Source organism: Enterococcus sp. DIV1314a, assembly GCF_051713805.1.
In the GTDB taxonomy this organism is placed as follows: domain Bacteria; phylum Bacillota; class Bacilli; order Lactobacillales; family Enterococcaceae; genus Enterococcus_I; species Enterococcus_I aquimarinus.
The window spans coordinates 798,183-819,223 of sequence record NZ_JBIOQP010000001.1; the positions used below are offsets into that span (position 1 = coordinate 798,183).

At 40.1% G+C, this 21,041-nt stretch carries 20 protein-coding genes and 1 pseudogene; 4 read left to right on the forward strand and 17 right to left on the reverse strand.

Annotated features, from left to right (window positions below; all coding sequences use genetic code 11):
- Positions 1-17: 17 nt before the first annotated feature.
- Positions 18-902 (reverse strand): hypothetical protein, encoded by an 885-nt coding sequence (locus tag IGI68_RS03860; protein ID WP_438730678.1) that lies wholly within the window; start codon positions 900-902, stop codon positions 18-20.
- Between the two features lie 278 nt (positions 903-1,180).
- On the opposite strand from IGI68_RS03860, the gene IGI68_RS03865 reads away from it, so the two are divergent.
- The gene (locus tag IGI68_RS03865) at positions 1,181-2,017 is read left to right on the forward strand and encodes a MurR/RpiR family transcriptional regulator (RefSeq protein WP_438730681.1); all 837 of its coding nucleotides are present in this window, start codon (positions 1,181-1,183) and stop codon (positions 2,015-2,017) included.
- A 27-nt stretch (positions 2,018-2,044) separates the two neighbouring features.
- Here the strand turns inward: IGI68_RS03865 and IGI68_RS03870 are convergent, their stop codons facing one another.
- Genes IGI68_RS03870 through IGI68_RS03885 form a run of 4 tightly spaced genes read right to left on the reverse strand, consistent with a single transcriptional unit; the run spans position 2,045 to position 6,225 of the window.
- Complete coding sequence (locus IGI68_RS03870) at positions 2,045-2,830, reverse strand: PHP domain-containing protein (protein WP_273231595.1); 786 nt, start codon at positions 2,828-2,830, stop codon at positions 2,045-2,047.
- Between the two features lie 20 nt (positions 2,831-2,850).
- A complete protein-coding gene (locus tag IGI68_RS03875) occupies positions 2,851-3,672 on the reverse strand; it encodes an energy-coupling factor transporter transmembrane component T (protein WP_273231592.1) in 822 nt (273 codons plus the stop codon).
- Positions 3,672-5,372: an ABC transporter ATP-binding protein gene (locus tag IGI68_RS03880; RefSeq protein ID WP_071874082.1), complete on the reverse strand. Its 1,701-nt coding sequence runs from the start codon at positions 5,370-5,372 to the stop codon at positions 3,672-3,674. The genes IGI68_RS03875 and IGI68_RS03880 overlap by 1 nt, the downstream gene beginning before the upstream one ends.
- A complete protein-coding gene (locus IGI68_RS03885) occupies positions 5,365-6,225 on the reverse strand; it encodes a hypothetical protein (RefSeq protein ID WP_438730687.1) in 861 nt (286 codons plus the stop codon). Before IGI68_RS03885 ends, IGI68_RS03880 begins: the two co-directional genes overlap by 8 nt.
- Before the next feature lie 239 nt (positions 6,226-6,464).
- Here IGI68_RS03885 and IGI68_RS03890 point away from each other — a divergent pair, with 239 nt between their 5' ends.
- The gene (locus IGI68_RS03890; protein WP_438730690.1) at positions 6,465-6,917 is read left to right on the forward strand and encodes a hypothetical protein; all 453 of its coding nucleotides are present in this window, start codon (positions 6,465-6,467) and stop codon (positions 6,915-6,917) included.
- A 75-nt stretch (positions 6,918-6,992) separates the two neighbouring features.
- On the opposite strand, the gene IGI68_RS03895 is transcribed toward IGI68_RS03890, so the two are convergent.
- Positions 6,993-8,174 carry an MFS transporter gene (locus tag IGI68_RS03895; RefSeq protein WP_438730693.1) on the reverse strand — a complete coding sequence of 394 codons (1,182 nt, stop codon included), beginning with the start codon at positions 8,172-8,174 and terminating at the stop codon, positions 6,993-6,995.
- A 204-nt stretch (positions 8,175-8,378) separates the two neighbouring features.
- Here IGI68_RS03895 and IGI68_RS03900 point away from each other — a divergent pair, with 204 nt between their 5' ends.
- On the forward strand, positions 8,379-9,149 hold the full coding sequence (locus tag IGI68_RS03900) for an AAC(3) family N-acetyltransferase (protein WP_438730696.1): 771 nt from the start codon (positions 8,379-8,381) through the stop codon (positions 9,147-9,149).
- Positions 9,150-9,199: 50 nt separating this feature from the next.
- Here IGI68_RS03900 and IGI68_RS03905 read toward each other — a convergent pair whose 3' ends face one another.
- The 6 genes from IGI68_RS03905 to IGI68_RS03930 form a co-directional block, all read right to left on the reverse strand.
- On the reverse strand, positions 9,200-10,156 hold the full coding sequence (locus IGI68_RS03905) for a glutathione S-transferase family protein (RefSeq protein ID WP_438730699.1): 957 nt from the start codon (positions 10,154-10,156) through the stop codon (positions 9,200-9,202).
- Between the two features lie 127 nt (positions 10,157-10,283).
- Positions 10,284-11,657 (reverse strand): MATE family efflux transporter, encoded by a 1,374-nt coding sequence (locus tag IGI68_RS03910; RefSeq protein ID WP_438730702.1) that lies wholly within the window; start codon positions 11,655-11,657, stop codon positions 10,284-10,286.
- Positions 11,658-12,025: 368 nt separating this feature from the next.
- Entirely contained in the window at positions 12,026-12,313 is a 288-nt protein-coding gene (locus tag IGI68_RS03915) for a putative quinol monooxygenase (RefSeq protein ID WP_273231574.1), read from the reverse strand.
- A 17-nt stretch (positions 12,314-12,330) separates the two neighbouring features.
- Complete coding sequence (locus IGI68_RS03920) at positions 12,331-12,960, reverse strand: nitroreductase family protein (protein ID WP_071874090.1); 630 nt, start codon at positions 12,958-12,960, stop codon at positions 12,331-12,333.
- A gap of 14 nt (positions 12,961-12,974) precedes the next feature.
- Positions 12,975-13,382, reverse strand: a complete 408-nt coding sequence (locus IGI68_RS03925; RefSeq protein WP_071874091.1) for a MarR family winged helix-turn-helix transcriptional regulator — start codon at positions 13,380-13,382, stop codon at positions 12,975-12,977.
- 466 nt (positions 13,383-13,848) lie between these two features.
- Positions 13,849-14,835, reverse strand: a complete 987-nt coding sequence (locus IGI68_RS03930; RefSeq protein WP_438730707.1) for a helix-turn-helix domain-containing protein — start codon at positions 14,833-14,835, stop codon at positions 13,849-13,851.
- 382 nt (positions 14,836-15,217) lie between these two features.
- Between IGI68_RS03930 and gpmI the strand changes: the two genes are divergently transcribed.
- Entirely contained in the window at positions 15,218-16,747 is a 1,530-nt protein-coding gene (gpmI, locus tag IGI68_RS03935) for a 2,3-bisphosphoglycerate-independent phosphoglycerate mutase (protein WP_438730710.1), read from the forward strand.
- 127 nt (positions 16,748-16,874) lie between these two features.
- Here the strand turns inward: gpmI and IGI68_RS03940 are convergent, their stop codons facing one another.
- The 5 genes and pseudogenes from IGI68_RS03940 to IGI68_RS03960 form a co-directional block, all read right to left on the reverse strand.
- Positions 16,875-17,468 carry a dienelactone hydrolase family protein gene (locus tag IGI68_RS03940; protein WP_273229873.1) on the reverse strand — a complete coding sequence of 198 codons (594 nt, stop codon included), beginning with the start codon at positions 17,466-17,468 and terminating at the stop codon, positions 16,875-16,877.
- A gap of 12 nt (positions 17,469-17,480) precedes the next feature.
- Positions 17,481-18,581 (reverse strand): VOC family protein, encoded by a 1,101-nt coding sequence (locus IGI68_RS03945; protein ID WP_438730713.1) that lies wholly within the window; start codon positions 18,579-18,581, stop codon positions 17,481-17,483.
- Between the two features lie 314 nt (positions 18,582-18,895).
- Positions 18,896-19,783: a diacylglycerol/lipid kinase family protein gene (locus tag IGI68_RS03950; protein WP_438730716.1), complete on the reverse strand. Its 888-nt coding sequence runs from the start codon at positions 19,781-19,783 to the stop codon at positions 18,896-18,898.
- Between the two features lie 234 nt (positions 19,784-20,017).
- A pseudogene (locus tag IGI68_RS03955) lies at positions 20,018-20,332 on the reverse strand (nucleoside deaminase); the annotation flags it as partial.
- A gap of 18 nt (positions 20,333-20,350) precedes the next feature.
- Positions 20,351-20,482: a hypothetical protein gene (locus tag IGI68_RS03960; protein WP_273229879.1), complete on the reverse strand. Its 132-nt coding sequence runs from the start codon at positions 20,480-20,482 to the stop codon at positions 20,351-20,353.
- Between the last annotated feature and the right edge of the window lie 559 nt (positions 20,483-21,041).

Consider the following 21,041-nt stretch of genomic DNA (forward strand, 5'->3'; position numbering starts at 1 on the left):
GTCCGTCAAGAAACGTATTATTTCTTCTTATTTTTCTTTTTCTTTTTTTTAGGCTGTGGCGTATTCGCCATTTCTTTTTCTACTTGGGCGTTTACGACTGGGTCTAGTGGCTGCTCGACTGGATGAATCGGTTCCGCGATGTCTTTTTTACGTGGGAACCAGCGCAAACCTTTCAATGAAAAATTCGTACTGCCAATCCAAAATAGATGTCCTAAACTTAAAATCATAAAACTCACAATTAAAAGGAGTAAATACGTACTTTTCATGTTAATTAAAAAAACAAACCAATCGTGAAGCAGCGAGGGAATGCCCGCAATTTCTTGGACACTGGAAATAATGATATTCGATTGTTCCGATACATAAGCTAAAGCCGCCGGTAATTGTTCCAAGGATAAATCGAGTTGGAACAATAACTCACGCCATTCGTTGGTTAAATGGGTTAATTGTTGAGGCGAGAGTTGATTGAGGATTTCACCTATCGTTAGGCCTAAATCAATCGTTTCTGTAATCACCACCGCGCTCGCATAAATCGTTCCGCCAATTAGCACGAGATAACCCAAAACAAGTAATAAATCGCGTTTAAAGAAGATTTTTCTTCTAAACCATAACCAAAAAGCCGTGAAGAAATAAAGGGAAAAACCAAATAATAGCAAGTCTTCTAGTACCAGTACAATACCGACGAGAATACCACCTCGTGTAACCATTGACTGCACATCCGTTAACGGTGTTTCACTTGTTAGTAAGTAGGAAATATTTAAGACAGAAAACGATACTTGGGTTTGAAAGAGCCAAAATAAAAAGCGGCGTTGAAAATAAATCAGTAAGAAGCTAATAATGGAAAAAAACAAACTTTTCTTGTAGACCTTCGTTTTATTCAGCAGTTGTGGACTCAGCGATTGCATAAACATCCCTCGATTCTCTTTTTTCCATTATACTAGAATCGCGAGTCTAAAAGAACGGTTTCTATGAAAATATTCTCGTGCGGTCTCTGCGTAAATAAGTGAGGATCACCGCCTTTGATCAATACTACGGACGATCGTTGCGACAATGATTAGCAGCTATTTTTATTTATTGGATACAGACGTCTGATAATTTCTTAAAAAAACCGCTCGAACTTGCTCCGTTTCTTCATTCCTTGTTATAATCGTCTTAAGACTGTTTTAAAAAAAGGAGCTCATCCATGGCTGAATTATTCGATACCAGTAATCCGCTATTAACGGCTAGCGACCATAAAATTATCGCTTTTTTTACTAATCATCCGCAACTTGCACCCTTTTTATCGATTAGCGAGGTCACAGAGACCATTGGCATTAGCAATGCGACATTGACTCGTTTCGCTAAAAAAACAGGGTTTGCGAATTATAAAGAATTAAAACAAGCCTGGCTCACGCAACAACGCATATCGCCTTCTGAGAAGTTAGAAAAACGACGGCAAGAAGCCTCTCCTTTTGAGAGTGCAAATGCCTTGATCCAAAGAGAAATTCAACATTTAAACGAAACAGCTGCTCACTTACAAGGAGAATCGTTCCAGCAAGCGGCCCGGGCAATTACGCAAAAGAAACAAGTCTTTGTTTTTAGTAAAGGAGCCACCAAAGCATTGGGCGACTTACTCTATTTTCGTCTCAATCGCTTTGGGATTGCGATTCAACATCTCTACAGTAATGGTTCTGAAATCTTCGAAACACTCGCGCACATTACGAATCAAGACGTGCTTATTTTATTTGGGTTTGGCAAAATACCAAAAGAGACGCGCGTTATCTTAGCGTACGCGAAAGAACATCACATTACGACACTCTTATTTAGCGATCAGTTATACTACGAGAGCCATGAGCCGACGCTTCATCATTTTTATGTGTCACGCGGCCTGCCGGATACGTATCATTCACTCACGACAGCCATTGCGCTAATCGATGCTTTCATTGTCGAAGTCAGCCACTTGGCGCCAGAAGCGTATCAAGAAAAACTGCAGCAATTACATACATTAAAAGAACAATATAAAAAAGAAATTCCGCGCTAGCTAACAAGCTGTCCGGAATTTCTTTTTTTATTCGATGGCTAACGGAAAATCATAACTGCCACCTTGACGTTGGAGTTGTTTTAGCACTTTCTTAACTAAATTTGCACCTTCGACTTTTTCGGCTACTGCCGGATTAACAATGACTTCATAGTCCCCTTGAAGCATTTCTTCGCGGAATGCCGCAATCGTTTGAAAATGACGCACAAAATGATTCGTAACCGAGCCGTATTGTAAATATTGATGGGTGTCACTTCCTGCTAACACAGGTTTGTCATAATAGGCCGCGACTTCCATCACTTTTTGATAATTATTCGGACCTAACACTCCCATATCCTTCCCATTTAAATCAAAGAAATCATAATAGGCAATCAATTCTTCAGGCAGTTCTAAATTATGACACCCTTTACGAAAGACATGCGCCGCTCCAAAAATCACGTCGTATTGTTTGATTAGTGGAAACAAGCGTGCTGCCGGTAAAAATTCCGTTGAGGACTCTTGACGTAAAATTTCTTCTCGGAGTGCGATAATCGTTTCGTACGATCCAATGACTAAATTGTGCCCGCCCTCTGCCATATCGACCTCAATGCCTGGGAAGACACGAACCCCTTCCACTAAAAAGGTATCCCCTTCGCGCGGATAGTGATCATGAATGTAGGCATAAATCTTATCAAAATCACGTGTATTAAAATGCTCCGTTAAACAGAGTGCTTCAACTCCTCTTTTTTTCGCTTCTTGAAATAGCCGAATCGTAAATTGTTCGGAAAAAGGCAAGTTTTTAGCAAGCTTACCGTGTGTATGTGTATCGATGAACATCTGACATTTCTCCCTTCATATTAGAATAAAAATAAATGGATGCCAATCACACTCATGAAATAGCTGATTGATCCAAATAAAAACCACACGTCGCGTCGGCCAAAAGTAAGTTTTCGTAATTTCATTTGGCGAACTTTTTTATTTTTTAATGATGCTTGATACCCTTTTATTTCGAGCGCTTCGACGGTAGTCCGACTGCGTTTAGCCATATTGAGCATTAAAGGATAAAAAGCCTTCATCATGAGTTTTACTTGGTAGACCACGTTCAAGTACTTGCCTTTTATTCCTTGAGAACTCGGGCGAATTCCGCGTAATTTGTAGGATAATAAAATCGTTTGGTACTCATCCATTAAAATTGGTAAAATGCGATACGCAAAAGAGACACTAAACACAAAATTTTCTGGTAAGCCAATGGCCATCAGTCCGTTGGCTAACTTATCGGGATCCATCCCGGCAAAGGCGCAAATCGCTGCTAAAGAAACGACCGCGATTTTTAAGGTGAGGGTTAATAATGGGATAATACTGGATAAATCACCCCCAAAGAGCAAGGTAAACAGCAGTAAAAAGCCCGTTTGCGAAAAAATACCGATACAAAAAACAAATAAGATTAAAGGAACCGTATTGGCAAGTTTTGTCATGACTGCAACAAAGAAAAATAACCCCATTAATACCCATACGTCCGAGATGAACCAAGGAATGATCCCAAAAAAGAAGTACCAAATAAATAACGTGCGCGGATCTAAACGGGCAATCAGCGTGTCATGATTGCCATAAGCATTTTTCAGTATTTGATTCTTGATGGTTTCGACTGAAAATTTTTCTAATAAACCACTTTCTTCCATTAAATACGCCCTCCTTGTTCGACTTGATGGACAAACTCTTCTACACTGTAGCTGATTACACCGCTTAGCTGTTGACTCAGTTGAACAATCTCTGGCACCACGATACCTGCCCGTTCTAAAAGATGCGTATCCTGAAAAATCACTTCTCGCGGACCATCTGCTAAGATCACCCCTTCGTTCATCACAATAATACGGGTTGCCCATTCTGCGACCAATTGCATATCATGTGTGGCAATCATGACTGTCTCAATCGATTCAGAGAGTGCTTGCAATGTTGAGGTAATGCGTTTGCGCGTCGCCATATCCAAACTCGCCGTCGGTTCATCTAACAACAAAATTTGGGGTGACAAGGCCACACCGATTGCTAAAGACGCCCTGCGCATTTGCCCGCCGCTTAATAAGCGCCCATCGCGATGTCGTAATGCCAGTAAATCAAATTGGGTTAAAAGCATTTCAGTCCTTGTCTGATAGTCTTTTATTCCGCGAGCTCTCATTGAAAAAGCAATATCTTTTTCGATACTATCTTCAATAAACATGCCTTCTGGATTTTGGTAGACATACCCAATCACATTGGATATTTCTTCTGCCTTTAAGCGATGAATCAATTGTTCTTTTAAACGAATTTCGCCTCTTTTTGGTTTTAATAATCCAACAGTCATTTTGAGTAAACTCGATTTTCCTGCGCCATTATTGCCGATAATCGCGACACGATCCCCGCGATGAATTGTTAAGTTCAGTTGGGTTATCACAGGATGGGGACGGTCATTGATTTTTTTATATTCTAAATTCACTTCTTGAAAATTTAAAACGGGCTGTCTTAGAGGGGGGACTTCCGCTTGTGCTACCTCTTTTTCTCGGCGTGAGATTCTCGCTTCGAGTGGTTGCAAATAGGGGAGTGCTTCATGGATCGTAATCGGTAATGTCCCTGCTGGTTGAAGGCCTCTTTTCACTAATTCGTGGCCTAATAACGTGACTTGTGGTGGGAAAATCCCACCGGCAGTCAGCTCCTCGACCCGCTGTAAGGCCTCTTTGACAGGTAGAAACCAACGAATATTTCGCTCTTTCATGAATAAGACGTGGTCACAATATTCACCAATAAAAGCCGTATTGTGCTCAATGACGATAATCGTTTTTCCTTGACGATGTAACACTGCTAATTGTTCATAGATTTTTTTCGCATGATAAGGATCTAATTGAGCGATCGGTTCATCTAAGACAAGTACCTCAGGTGACAGCACTAGCACACCCGCAAGCGCGAGCAAGTGTTTTTGTCCGCCTGAAAGTTGCCACACATACTCATCGGCTAAGTGGTCTAGATCCAGCGCTTCTAAAATCGTCATCGTCAATTCTTCATACGCTTCTTCTCCCATGTTTAAGAGGCTGAAAGACGCATCGTCTAAGACTTTTGGTCGCAATAATTGATTTTCGAAATCTTGATACACATACCCGACAGTCTTGGCTAGAACTGCCGGTTTCTTTTCTCGTACCTTCACCCCTTGAACGCGAATCTCTCCCGATAGTTCCCCGTCAATAAACGTTGGAATAATGCCATTTAATAACTTGCAAAACGTTGACTTCCCTGCACCGTTATCCCCTACAATGGCTACAAAACTCCCAGTGGGGATCGTCACGGAAAGATTTTCTAACGTTGCGACAGCACTGTCAGCGTAACTAAAAGAAACATTCTTCAACTCAATCATTCGGCATGCCTCCAGGAGTTCCTTGACGACTCATGATTCCTTTAATCAAAATAACCACGAATAAGATGCCCACAATGATCCCGACGAGAATTGCTACGGGACTTTCTGCCCAACTCGCTTCAAATTCAATTAAACTAAAACCTGTATTCGATAAAAATTCGGCCCCAATCGCGAAGAACAATAGCCCAAATCCAATGACAATCCCTTTCAATCCCAAGACGTCCGATAGTGTAGGACGTAGTTCAGGCGTTCTTTTTTTGATTCCGAGTAAGGGTTCGATTTTCCCATACAAACGAGGAACGAGATAGACGGTCGGCAACAGACAAAACAAAATTCCTGAAAATAAAATATCGTTAACGGCTGATAGCATTTCAACAAAAATGACCGACTGTGGTAGACCTGCTACTGCTTCAAATTCTTCAATGGCAAAGGACACTTTTAAGATATCAACGACGGCTGCGAGTAGTTGGTGAATCGCAATTCCGGTGATAGAAGCAATCGCGACTTGACGGCGATTTAACGGATCACGCACGAGCATCCCTGCCACGTAAATTCCTAAGGAGAATAAAATGAATTTCTCGACCTCACCAAGTCCACCAAACTGACCCAACATGATTTCACTAAAAATCACTTCACCAGTAGCCGCCCCGAGTGCCGCTGAGAGCGGATCAAATAAAATGGCTAATGTTAAGGGAATAAATGCAAAATACTCGACGGAAAATTCGATCACCCCTAAATTAATCGAAGGGATTAACTCGGTAAATAATGTTGCAAGGCCATATAAAGACATCGATAAGACAAACACCATCATTTTTTGAGACTGATTTAATTGATAAACAGCTTTCTTTTTCATTGAACACTTCTCCTCCTTTTGTTACCTTCATCTTACGAGAGAATTGTTAAGGTCTCATCGTTTTTATGTAAATTTGTTGTAAAAATTTTCAACGAATTGTTTATGGTACTTTTTTTTCATTCGAAAAAGAAATAGACTGGATCTCTTTTTGACGTATTTGCCAGTTTGACTGATTGATCGACTATTTCATACTCGAATTTTTTTCGATGCTATAATAGAAGAAAAAGGAGTTGTTTGCTTTGCCAAAAATCAATCGTATTTTTCGATCATTTCAGCATATGCTCCTTTCTCTTGGACTCGTCTATTTGTTTTTATTTATTTTAAAACGTGTCAATCAGTTATTCCTATATCGGGTATCAGATGAAGCAGTCTTACTCGAGATGTTCCAAATCAATTTCACCGATTTATTTTTCTTTGGCTTATTTTTAGCAGCGTTATTCTTTTTGTTATTCTTATGTGCGTCATTCTTTATTTGGTTAATAGGCAGAATCTTAAAATGGGATAATTTATTGATTCATAAGCGAACGCTTTTCGTGGAAAAACTTTTTGTCGCGTTGTTCCCAACCTTTTTATTAGCCGGCTCATTGAATAAAGATTCTTTTGTGACAGCAACCAGCGTCATTTCCTTCTTCGCAATTTTTTCCTTTGTGTTCAAATCCAGTATTTGGGAAAAAGGCTTTAAAGAAGAATGATAACCCAAAAGGCCCCATCGAGTAAGTTCGATGAGGCCTTTTGGGTTATGTCACGGAATGACAGAGGCGTCAACGTCATATCCGATGGTTTTTATTTTTTAATAAACGATGTAGCCCTTCTGAAGCCACAATCATGATGACCGTATAACTCATTAAAAATAGTGGTAAAACAGCAATTCCCACTTGTGGAACTAAAAACCCAAACAACGGTGGTAACGCAATCGCTCCGGTGTAGCCGATCGCCATCTGAATTCCCATGATTTGTTGGGCTAGCATTTGGCCAAAGCGCGTCGGTGTTTCATGCAGCATGGCTGGATAAATCGGGGCACACCCAAAGCCGATGAAACAAACCCCTGCTACAAGCAGTGGGTAGCGAGTTCCTTGCCATAACAAGACACTCCCAACCATAATCAATCCTTGTCCTAAGACAATCAACTGGCGATTGGTTAAGAGCATCGACATAAAACCTGAGAGAAAACGACCTAAGGTAATAAATCCAAAAAAACCTGCAACAGCCATCGCTGCTTTAGCGGGATTAATTCCTTTGGCTTGAATCAAATAACTACTCGCCCAAAGTCCCATCGTCGCCTCGACGCCAATATAAAAAAAGAAAGCATAGAGCGCGTAACGAACTTTTTTTAAGCGAATCATATTGATGAACTTCGTCTCTTTTATTTCGACGGGTATCTGGGTCATTGCTTGGCGTGTTTCTCGGCGACGCCACATCGGTAAAGTGACTACTAATAACAGAAATACGACAAACTGGATCACCGAAACGAGTCGATAGCCGATCCGCCAAGATTGCTGATTGGCCAATATTTGTCCCATAATTAACGGACTAGCCAATGCACCAATTCCCCAAAAACTATGTAACCAGTTCATATGATGGGCTTGGTAATGCCTGGCTACATAGTCATTTAGACCTGCGTCCACCGCTCCCGCTCCAAGACCTAACGGAAGTGCGGCGACGATTAACCACAGAAAACTTGGTGCTAGATAGAAACCAAATAAAGCAATCGCTGTCCCCAAAACACTGAAGGCCGTCACCTTGCCTGTTCCAGCATACCGAATCCACTTGCCACTAAAAAAGCTCGCGACAATCGTCCCCAATGAAATCGTCATTGATAAAAATCCAGCATAACTTTGCGGGACCCCTAGCTCTCCATACATTTCCGGCCAACCCACTCCCAACAAAGAATCCGGCAAGCCTAAACTAATAAATGTCACATAAATGATCCCTAAAAATAATAACGCCATTCTCACCCTTCTTTCTTTTCCATCTACGACTTTCTATCTTTTATTATACGCGAAAGAAACAAAAAAACCGACAGCATTTCAACCCTTTCACTTACGAAAAATAAGAAAATCAAATAGCAGAAGGTTTCGCTTTCACCATTGCAACTTTGGGTTATTATCGCTAAGATAGAGAGAGAGTAAATTCAATGAATAAAGGAGTCTATTATGCTAAATCCAACACAACTGATTGAAGATTTAAGAAATCTCGGCGTGAAAGAAGATGATCTCATCATTGTTCACTCTTCTTATAACGGCTTACGTGGCGCTGATCAAATTGAAGGCGGCCCTGAAGCCGTTATTGCGGCGTTAAAAGAAACAGTCAAAAAAGGCACGTTAGTCATCCCAACTTTTAGTTATGAAAATGTGTCGATTGATAACCGCGTGTTTGATGTCGAAAACACCCCTGTTTGTATTGGGATTTTACCTGAAACAATGCGGCTTTCAAACGATGTCTATCGTAGCGTCCATCCCACTCATAGTTTAGCAGCTTGGGGGAAAGATGCCGAAGCGATCACCCAAAACCATCAGTTCGACCATACCCCTGTTGGCGTCAATTCGCCATTAAGCGAAGTCTATCGTCGCAACGGCAAAATTGTCTTACTAGGCTGTCCTTTTGCACGTAACACCAGTCTACACGGTGTTGAAGAAATGATATTGCCTGATTATTTATTTACCACAAACTATGATTATGACGTCACATTAGCCAATCAAGAAAAAATCACCATGAATGTCTTACGCCACGATTTTTCTGCTCACGAGCAGCGATATGATCGCGTCATCGACCTGTTAGAGGAAGAAAAAGACTACAAAATCGGCAACGTCTTAAATGGCCGGACCTGTGTGATGAATGCCCAAGCGACTTGGGATAAAGCGCTGATTAAGTACCGTGAAGATAGCCATTATTTTGTGGATGCGTTACCCAACACTTCCTGTTAAAAATACCCGTTTCCAGTCCTTTTTCATGGGACTGTAAACGGGTATTTTTATTAAAGTGACCAATCTAAAACGGGACCAAAAGGCACAATTTGGTTCGGATTGATTGTTGGATGACTACGATAATAGTGATGTTTAATGTGATAAAAATCAACGGTCTCTTTGATTCCTGGATACTGATACAGTTCACGCGTATAACGCCATAAATGAGGATATTCTCTTAACTCTCGTAAATTACACTTAAAGTGTCCAACATAGGCCGAGTCAAAACGCACAAGTGTCACAAACAAGCGCCAATCTGCTTCCGTTAACACCTCGCCGACGAGATACTGATGCGTGCTCAAGTGCTCTTCTAATTCATCTAAGGCAGCGAACAATTGTTGTACTTCTTCTTCATACACTTCTTGCTTCGTAGCAAAACCTGATTTATACACACCATTATTGATTTGATGGTATACTTTTTCATTGATTGCGTCGATTTCAGCCCGCAGCGCTGCTGGATAGTAATCTCCTTCTTTTGCGCCAATCTCATCAAACGCGCTATTGAGCATCCGCATAATTTCGGAAGACTCGTTGTTGACGATTTTCCCTGTTTGCTTATCAAATAATATCGGCACCGTCACGCGACCACTATAATGAGGATCCACATGCGTATAAATTTGATACAAATAGTCTGCTTGGAAAATAGGATCAGGAATGACGCCTTGATCCGGCGCAAACGTCCAACCATTTTCCGCCATATATGGATTGACCACCGAGATCGAAATCATATCCTCTAAGCCTTTGAGTTTCCGCATAATTAACGTACGACTGGCCCAAGGACAAGCCAAGGAAACATATAAGTGATACCTCCCCGCTTCTGCTTTAAAGCCGGCTTCACCGCTTGGTCCTGCGCTCCCATCAGCCGTTACCCAATTACGAAACTGCGAATCTTTGCGAATAAAGTGCCCTCCGGTGCTTCTCGTGTCATACCATTCATCGTGCCACGTTCCTTCTACCAATAATCCCATAATTGATACTCCTTTCGACGTTCTTTGATTCTTTTATTATACGGGAGTGCCGCCATTTTTGCGAATAACACGCTGTTCAACCACATAAAAACTGCTACAACTAAGGCCAGTCATAGCGGTTTGATGATTATTCTAAGTTCTCCAGCCATTTATTACTGCTAAAGCGTTTATAGAAGATAAAACCACGAATCCCCCATTCAATGGTCATCACGACAAAAATTCCCACTAAACCGTAACCGAGTTGAATTCCCACCAGGTAACCAGCACCAATTCGAAAAAGCCACATACTAATCAGCGAAACAGTTGTCGTAAATTTCCCATCTCCGACTGCGCGCAATGCAGACGGTAACACAAAACTATAACACCAGGCGATTCCATGCATCACAAAGGCAACGAGATACATTCGAAAAATAATCGGAATCATTTCCGTTGGCGGGTTGAATAATTTCATGGCGAAGGGAAACAACGGTAAAAGTAACAGATCAACGGTAATAATCGAAATAATGGCTAGGCGAATAAAGGAATTCGTCAATTTTTTGACATCATTGATATTTTTACGGCCAACCGATTGTCCCACAATGGGAACGAGCGCGGTAGCGAGTGCACTGGGAATAATCTCTGCTAATTGAATCCATGATCCCGCAATGGCATTGGCGGCAATATGGGCCGTTCCGAGGCTCACAATCATCATTTGCATGATAATTTTTCCGCCATTAAAAAAGAATGATTCTGCAGCAAACGGTAATGAAATCGTTAAAATATAGCGAATCATACTAAAATCAAGCGTCACAATGTTCGAGCGTTTGAGACGAAAATCACTTCTATGTAAATAAAAAGCATAACTCGCAAAAAGGACGGCCGACCAACGAGAAATCAGTAACGAATAAATGAGCCCCATAATCCCTAATTGAAGATAAATTACAAAAAAGAGATTTCCTATAATATAACTCACATTCATGAATAACGAATTTTTTAAGGAGTTTTGAGTGAAGCCTAAGCCTCTTAGACTGCCGTTAATCCCTTCAATAATGGCATGCGCCGGATAACTGAGTAAAATCCCAATAAAATACAATTTCGCATTGGCCATGACTGTCGCATCCGCTTGCCCGAATAATAAGTTCAGCACAAATTGATGAAGAACTAAAAAAAGAATCATCAAGAGGACACCCACTAAGAAGGTTGAATGGAGTACACTCCCACTCAAACGGCCGAGTTGACGATGGTCTCCTCCACCATGGGTACGAGAAATCAATACCGTTCCGCCTAACCCAATGGCTACAAAAACTTGGACTAAAAAGATATTGATACTCCCGACCATATTCACCGCACTAATCGCAGCAGCTCCGGACGAACTGATCATCGCGGTATTCATAAAATTAAAGCTAACTAAGAAAAATTGATCAATAATTACCGGCAACAAAATACTTAACGTTTCATTTGCAGAAATTCCTTCGCCTTCTAACGAATTAAAAAACTTTTGTCTTACTTTCAAAAATAGCATCCATCTTTTTCTCGCATTCTCTCTTATTTTTTCTCGAACACTTCTCCTATGATTATTATAGCAGTATTCCTAAAATAAAGAACGCTTTCAACGTCCATAATCGACCCATCATGGAATGTGCCCAACAATGAAAACAAAAAAAATGATTCCAGTACTGTACCGGAATCAGTTTTATGTCTTCTATCTATCACTCTTTTTTATTAGGTCTATCTTAAAGAGGTATCGTTTATCTGAAGGAATGATACCGCAGTCTATTGTACAGTCATCCTACAGAAGATCCGATTTCCTGACAATCGCTCTTTCACAGAAATATCGTTCTGATATTTGCAACGACTATCTTAAAAAACAGTAGCAACGATTGGTGTCAGTTATGCTTTAAAGTCGAAAATCTTTAAGTCGGGTGCTTTTGTACTATAATCAGCTAATTTACGAACAAATTTTTGTAGCAACGGACTTTGATTATGGCTCTCTATGGCCAATTGATCTTTCCAATTTTCTACCATTATAAAAGTATTTCTTTCTTCTAGTGATTCGTAAAGAGTGTAGGCCAAACAACCTTCTTCTTTTCTAGTTTCTGAAATTAATTCTTCGGCGTCCGATAGGAAATTCTCGCGTTGATTTTCTTTGATAAAAAACGAGGCATTAATCACTTTCATTTGATAGGCTCCCTCTCTTATTTAAAAGTAGTCAATTCTTTAGCATCTAGTCGGATTGAATTGTATCCTTCTTCTAACGCTTTCCCAATCGATAAAATCATGACTGGTACATAACGTTCTTTTTCTAAGCCAAATGCTTCAGCTAATTGATCTGCTTCAAATCCACCAATCGGGTTTGTATCATAGCCATGAGAACGCGCAACAAGCATCAATTGCATCGCAGCTAAACTTGAATCAATTTTTACCACATCATTCATTTCTGCTCTAGTAAAATTTTTGTAATAAGGAATGATGGCAGCTAATTGTTGATCTCGCACTTCTGGAGACATCTTACCTTCAGTGACTGCCTGATTATAAATGGCTTCTCCGTACTCATAACATTCCATGTCTCCAAATATCAAGATCATTGCGGAAGAGGTATCATTTTGTCTTGTATTAAAACGAATTAATGGTTTTAATTTTTGTTTTTCTTCAGGACTCTCCACCACTACGAAACGCCAAGGTTGCATATTTACTGATGATGGTGCGATTGTTGCTTTCTGGATCATTTCAAGCATTTCTTCGTGAGAAATTTTAATATTCTCATCGTATACTCTGATGGATTTTCTATTATAAGTGATATCTGAAAAATTATTATTGATTGTCATTATTAAACCTCTTCTTATTTGATTAATTTATTTAGTAATTGTCGTAATTGTTTCTCTTCTACGGAACTAAGTAGATCATAAAAGGGATTTTGAGAATGATCCTGTTCTTTCTCACAGCTCTCTAGATCCATTCTTGCTTTTTCGGTCATTTCTACAAAAATTTCGCGATTGTTCTCTTTATTTCTTTCTCGAATCACGTATTCTTTTTCTTCTAGAATTTTCAAATGTCTTGTAACCGCAGCGCTATCGATGTGTAACTGATGCTGTATTTGCTTTTGCGAACATTTTCCTGTTTCTTTAAGAATCATCATTAATTCATATCTGGTCAAACTAAAACCCGTCACTTCCTCAAATTTAGAGGTCATTTCTTGGTTCGCAATCTTTATCTGATAAAGAAGACTACTAAACTCTCTAAGATTCAAACTATACCTCCTTTTATATATGTAATTGACTAGTCAATCATTGACGAGTCAATCTTATAATAAAAAGATTATTTTGTAAACAATAATGATTGCTTCATTGAAAATAGGTTCGTTCCAATGGTTGCCATCTCCTCTAAAAGCGGTGAATCTGCTTCCAGATAAAAAAAAGACGCTCGTTTCCACAATCTCACCCGTGGAAACTCAGCGTCTTTCAAAAGATCGATTCGCGTATCAGAAAAAAATCGAAGAATACGAAGCTGAACGAGCAGCTTTATACCCTTCGTTTAGTATCCGTTATGGATAGCTGCTGTCACTGCTACGATAACCACAACTTTCAATTGAAAAGAGCGTTTCAACTTCAAAAGCTTCTATTCTTGTGAATCACTGGTGAGATCTCATTGATTTGAGTCGTCATATTTTTAGTCGAATAGTGGTTACGCCTGTCGCGAGGCTTCAGCGTTTCGCACTACGGCTGATTTTTTTCGACAATCATTTGGACCACTAACGTCATCATACCAAACAGAACACCCGCCACGGGGAAAATAATCCAACTTCTCCCCCAGTCGTTACTAATAAAACTATAAGCTAAAAATAGGGCCACGACTAACATCCAATAACTACCATAAAGAGCATCGGTCCATCGCTTACGACTTTTGATTTGCCGTGTGTATTCGCCTTCTTGGAGTAACTTAAGGTAACTACCCCAACGCATACCCGTTCGAATCAAGAGATAAACCCCACAAGAAACCATGACTAACAAAGCGGCCACCGACAAAAAAATTGCCGATTGATTCGTGGTAAATAACGAGAGTAACAATAACGGTACGGCTGATAAAATACATAAAACGACACCGAGAATAATCATTTTGGTATAGGTCGGTTGATATTGTTGTTGTTGTGCTTTGACCATCTGTGTGACACCATATTGCGTATCGAATACCTCATTTTCTAAGTACTCATACTTTTGAATTTTCAGTCCAGAATAAATGAAAATGCCCACCGCTAATGCAACAAGTAGGAGCAAGACTGTAATCCCTATTCCAAGCGCTACATTTTCCGAAAGCGAAAAGATACTAGCTTGTTCAGACGCTCCCAGTAAAACAATGAGGACAGCTGGGGAGAGAATACATAAGACGACACCTAACGCTACACCTTTGGCAGAAGCTTCTACTGCTTGAAGATACTCGTGCGCTTCTTCCAAAGAAATTTGACGAATCGTACCAAAATCGGTATTCGTTTCAAGATATTCTGGCTCTTTCATATCATCGTTTAACAAATAGTCAATGCTCACACCAAAAATTTGACTCATCTGCACAATTTTGTCGACATCTGGAATGGATTGGTTTCCTTCCCATTTTGAGACCGATTGACGAGAGACTTTCAATTGATTGGCAAACTCTTCTTGCGTCCATCCTTCTTTCTTTCTTAAAGAGATAATTTTATCTGCTAACATCGTGAACACTTCCTTTTTCTCCAACTTTTTTAGAATATCTTTTTCACCTATTAGTATACCGTTTTTCAATAAATTCATACAAGAAAGTGTAGTGTACAACTTGTCAACTGCAAGGTGCTTTGATGTAACGTGGGCTTACAAGCCTTGCTAGCAGAGCGTTTTTAAGCAAAAAGTCGTATTCTCTTTTTTTGCTAACTGATTTTCATTGTTGATTAGGAAGTGAATCTTTTCACTCAAGACTAAAAATCTCCTTAAGAATTCGCACTCTTTTTCTCAGGATGCTAGAAATAAACGGCTAAAAGTGCTACTATAAGAACGAATGACAGAAGTTGTTTCAGCAACTTAATGTAAAATTTTCATTTAACTTGAGGAGGATATTTTCATGACAAAACAGGCACCTGTTGCGCTAATTATTTTAGATGGTTTTGGTTTACGAGACGAGACAGTTGGAAATGCGGTGGCTCTTGCACACAAACCAAACTTCGATCGCTACTACAATGAATACCCACATACACAATTAAAAGCTTCTGGTCTAGACGTTGGACTACCTGAGGGACAAATGGGGAACTCAGAAGTTGGTCATACAAATATCGGTGCTGGTCGTACCGTTTATCAAAGTTTAACACGTATCGACAAATCGATCTTAGATAAAGAATTCGAAGAAAATCCGGCCATTAACGAAGCGATTGACCTTGTAAAAGAAAATGACTCAAAATTACATGTTTTCGGTTTATTATCTGACGGTGGCGTACATAGCCACATTAACCACATTATTGAAACCGTCCGTGTCGCAAAACTTAAAGGATTAAAGAACGTTTACTTACATATGTTTATGGATGGCCGCGATGTTTCACCAACTTCTGGTAAATCTTACGTTGAGCAATTAAACAATGTCTTAGCTGAATTAAACTTTGGTGAAATTGCGACAATTTCTGGTCGTTTCTACGCGATGGATCGTGACAATCGTTGGGACCGTGTGGAACAAGCTTATAACGCGATTTCTCATGGTCAAGCACCGATGTTTGATTCTGCCGAAGCAATTATGGAAGCTTCTTACAATAAAGAAGTATTTGATGAATTCATTGAGCCTGCCATTGTTGCCAAAGATGGCAAACCTGTCGCAACGGTTGATGATAAAGATGCTGTCATCTTTGCAAACTTCCGCCCTGACCGTGCAATTGAATTAACGCAAGCATTCACTTTTGAGGCATGGGATCATTTTGACCGTGGCGCACGAAAAGACGTTAAATTTGTGACTTTCACTTTATTCTCACCTACAATTGAAGCTTCTGTGGCTTTTGCACCAATGCCGATGACAAACGTTCTTGGAGAAGTCTTATCAAACGCTGGTTTAAGACAATTACGCATTGCCGAAACTGAAAAATATCCACACGTAACATTCTTTATGAATGGTGGACGTAACGCAGAATTCCCAGGGGAAGATCGTATCTTAATCCCTTCACCAAAAGTGGCAACGTACGATTTAAAACCAGAAATGAGTGCGTACGAAGTAACGGATGCCTTAGTAGCAGATATTGAAGCGGGCAACCACGAAGCCATTATCTTAAACTATGCAAACCCTGATATGGTTGGTCACTCAGGAATGGTTGAACCAACAATCAAAGCGATTGAAGCAGTCGACGAAGGATTAGGACGCGTTGTAGATGCGATTCTAGCACGTGGCGGTTATGCAATCATTACAGCCGATCACGGAAATTCCGAAACGTTATTTGACGAAAACGGTAACCCGCATACAGCGCACACGACTGTACCGGTACCGGTTATCGTGACAAAACACGATGTGACTCTCCGTGAAGGTGGCGCATTATGTGATTTAGCACCAACAATGTTAGATTTATTAGATGTTGAAAAACCAGCAGAAATGACTGGAACATCATTAGTAAACAAATAAAACAAAAAATCAGGAGCAGATGACGCTCCTGATTTTTTTTGGCCTTACTAAAAAGATTCGCAAAAAGCCACTTGAAAAAAGCAAATAGTTGACTGCTTTTTTCAAGTGGTTCTTGGGCTCATCAGGCTTATTTCAGTAATGCTTTCGCGCGGTCCAATTCTTCACGAATCAACTGATGACCATACGCATGGTGGTAATGGTCGACTTTAGTGTTGGTATCTGCTAGTGACTGATAGAGTGCTTCAAACGCTTCTTCTGAAATATACGGATCGTTTGCACCACTTGTGATCAGAACTTGGAGCTCTTTTTGGGGCTTAAAAGCTACTTCTGGTCGAACCGTTGATGGGTGGAACAAGAAGGCATAGTCAAAGGTGACCGCTTCGAATTCTTTTAAAACGTTTAGGGCTAAATTCGCTCCATTCGAATAACCGATGACGGTGATTTTCTTATCTGCTAATTGATATTGTGTGATTACTTTTTGTAAGGAATCATAAAAATCATACGTTGCACTAGCTAAACTACGTAAATCAAATGTCCCATCTTGGTAGCGCGCAAAATAGCGAGCCATTCCTTGTTCTTCTACTTCACCTTGGAACCCAATCATGGTTGCTTCCGGATCGATGTATTGTCCGATTTCAAATAAACTCGAAGCACTACCACCCGTTCCATGTAAGAGGATCAGTACATGATTATTTTTTCCGGGAATATGTATATGTCTCATTCTTTATCTCCTTTATTTGCTATTTTTGATTTGTGTACGAATATCGGCTAGTTCTTTCGCTTCTTCTTGAGATAACGGCCGCTCTTTCTCGATTTCTTTCAATCGTTTCATTGCCTTTTTCATTTCATTTCGCCGTTGTAACAACTCGTATTCGTAGCGATCACGATAGCCATAATGTTCCATCTTCGAAATTTTTCGTACTTCTACTGGCATTAAATGCGCCAAAATTTCTTCAGTTTGCTCTGCATAATGTGGTGGAATCAGTAAAGTCTCGCCTAATTCCTCAACCGTTTCATCAATTAAAATCCCAGGTCCGACTGTCGACAACTCAATTAAGATACCGCCTTTTTCTCTGAAATAAATCGCCTGAAAGTATTTACGATTTTTGATTTCTGTAGGCCTGTAACCTGCTTGTTTAATTTTTTCACGCCATGCCTCTAAGTCTTCTTCTTGGATTTTAAAAGCAATGTGATGTACAGTCCCAACACCCATTTTACCAGGAGTACGCTGTTTTTTATTAAGTTCAAGCGCTCCTCCTAAGTCGTCATTAACCGTTAAACGAATCATTTCTTCGTCTTCTGCGCGCCGTTCATATCCCAAAATATCTGTTAGGACGCGGAGTGTTTCTTCCGGTTGTTTCGAATACAAAACGGCCTGTTGAATCCCAATTAATGCTGCCTCTTTTGTGATTTGATCAAAGGACCATGAGTGGCTTTGATCAAATTCGCCTTCAATCAGTTCGAGTTCAAGCCCATCAGGATCCGTGAAACCAATTCTTTTTTTACCAAACCGTTCATATTCAAAATAAGGAATGTTAAACGCTGCGAGACGTGCTTTCCAAAAAGCAAATGCATTGGATGAAATCGCATAAGCGGTAACGCCCACTTGTCCCGCACCCACAAATCCTTCATCACCATCTGAAAATGGAAAAGTAGTCGTTAAACCGGTGCTGCCATTCGCGTTCCCAAAGTACAAGTGATAACGATCTTTATCATCAAAGTTTACGGTTTTTTTTACGAGTCGTAAGCCTAAAACACTTGCGTAAAAATCGACATTACGCTGCGCATGTCCGACGACGGATGAAATATGATGAATGCCTGTTGTTTTTAACATCTCGTTCCCTCCTCTGTTTTGTTTCTCTATCTGTATATTATTACGAATTCGAGATATATTCAACTGATTTGCCTTATCGTGATGTACGGAGTAACAAAAGGATTATTTTCAAAAATGCTTTTTAATGACGGGTCCGTTCTCTTGCCCATAGAAAAAAATGCTAGCAAACTCTCGTTAGATTGTCGCTAGCATTTTCTCGATTGCTCTGTATTTCTTCTGAAAAGATAGAATTTTTTATTCATTTCCACTTATTGATTGCGTCATTCGCTGTAATGACGTGCAGCCGGGCAGTTTATCCATCCAACTCCAAACCATTATCCGCCATAGACCGTGAGATGGGATGGTAAGACAGTCACTTCTAGCGGCAATCTTTCTCCTTCGTCGCCATCGATGTTGGTCACTAATTCTTCCTCGCCTTCAAGCGTGATGACTGCCTGTTTAAACGGATGGTAAACTAGATTTTCCGTTGTATCACGGACTCCTTTGATTAAATCTGGAATTGATTTGACCGTATCGAGCACATTTTGATCTTTTAAATAAATTAAATGCAGGAGCCCATCATTCACTTTAGCATCCGGTAACAATTGTTCGAAGCCCCCAATCGAATTGGTTAAGCCAATAATCATCGTACTCGTTGTCATCTTTTTGTCGACGCCATCTAAGACTACTTGAAAGTCATAGGTTTTAGTATTCGCGAGTTGTTTAAGCCCCGATACGAAATACGCCATTTTCCCAAGTTTAGTTTTCTCTTCGCTTTCAACATCATTGAGTGCTGCGGGTATCGATCCAATCGCCACCACATTCATAAAATAAGCATCATTAATCTTCCCAATATCGAGTGTCGTCGTGTGATCGAGCGAGAAATTGGCAATGGCTTCCTCTGGGTCTAAGGAAAGCGATAAAGCCCGGGCTAAATCGTTGACCGTACCTAAAGGGAAAAAACCGAATGTTGGGCGATAGTCTTGTTCTGCTAACCCACTAATCCCTTCATTGACTGTGCCGTCTCCTCCCATCACGATGACACTATCGCACTGATTTTGAGCAGCTTCTGTCGCAAAACGAGTCGCATCCCCACTTTTTTCAGTATATTTCACGGTGACTTTATCAAAGAGACTTTCTAACTTGGCAACTGCTTTTTTTTCATAGATTTTTGCTTTTTCTTGACCGGAACTAGGATTGACAATTAACACAACTTCTTTCATCTTTTCGCCTCCAGTAATGACTTTTTTGCGGTGAACACCTTTCTTGTCGGTTCACCATGTGATAACTCATTTTACCGTATGGCGGGAGAAGTCGTCAAAAATTAGCCTTCTAACAGAACTTTTGTTGTCTCTTTAGATAGGGAGTCCGCTATTCGTCCACCACTTTTACATGCTAAAAAAAAGCAAATCTCTCCCTGTTTGGGTAGACATTTGCTTTTTATTTGTTGTGATGGATTAAGCTTCTGGGTTTAGCGCTTCAAAGACTTCCCATAACTGATCGCAATCTTCTCTTGGACCGATTGCTTCCATTGCAAAAGCATTTTGATCCGTTCCAGCTAAATAGTCACGTAAGTGCATATCCGAAAATCCATGGGCCGCAGCGTCAGCGCGTGTACTACTATAGTAGACTTTTTTAATATTCGCCCACATCATCACACCGACACACATCGGACAAGGTTCACACGTTGCATACACTTCACAATCGGATAAATCCATGGTCCCTAATTTTTTACACGCTTCACGGACAACGACCATTTCCGCATGTGCAGACGAATCGGTATCCCCGCGTCACATCCTCGTGTGATTCATCGCTACAATCACTTCGTTATGACGAACAAGCGCTGTCCCCAATAAACCGACAGCTTGACGTTTCTCTTCTGTTACTATCGCTTTAGCAGCCCAGTCAAAATAGTTATTCATGTGATTACACAATACCAAACACTTCACTATTCTTGTTGCTGTTTCGCCAAAATTATAATGATATATAAAACAAATACACTGATTGATGCTGAGACGAACGCAATATTATTTAAAAATACGATTCCTAGAAAAAACACGTCTACCATTGGAAGTAATAATCTTATGATGAAGACAATTACTGCTAATGGATTATAAACACACTCCACATCGACTTTTTTAGACGAATCTATTTCGCGTAAGTTTATAGTCCCTTTTTTATTATGGACCCTTTTTGTCTAAAAAAAAGAGCGCCAAACTATCGTAAATCCCATATTTTGCGGAATCGATCTCTTTAATGACATAAAAGAGAATTCATAATGGTTGATATTATCATGCCCACCAACACTTGTTTCGAGTTTAACTCTAGAGCAAAAAAGTCAGCCACCGTTATATAAAATATTATGGACAAAACCTATCTAAAGAGTTGTAAATTTCGATTCGATACTTTCTAGTGTTGGTAGAAATTTACCCGCATTATTTGTGTGTATTGAAAAAACATCTTGAATCCCCTAGAATTAAG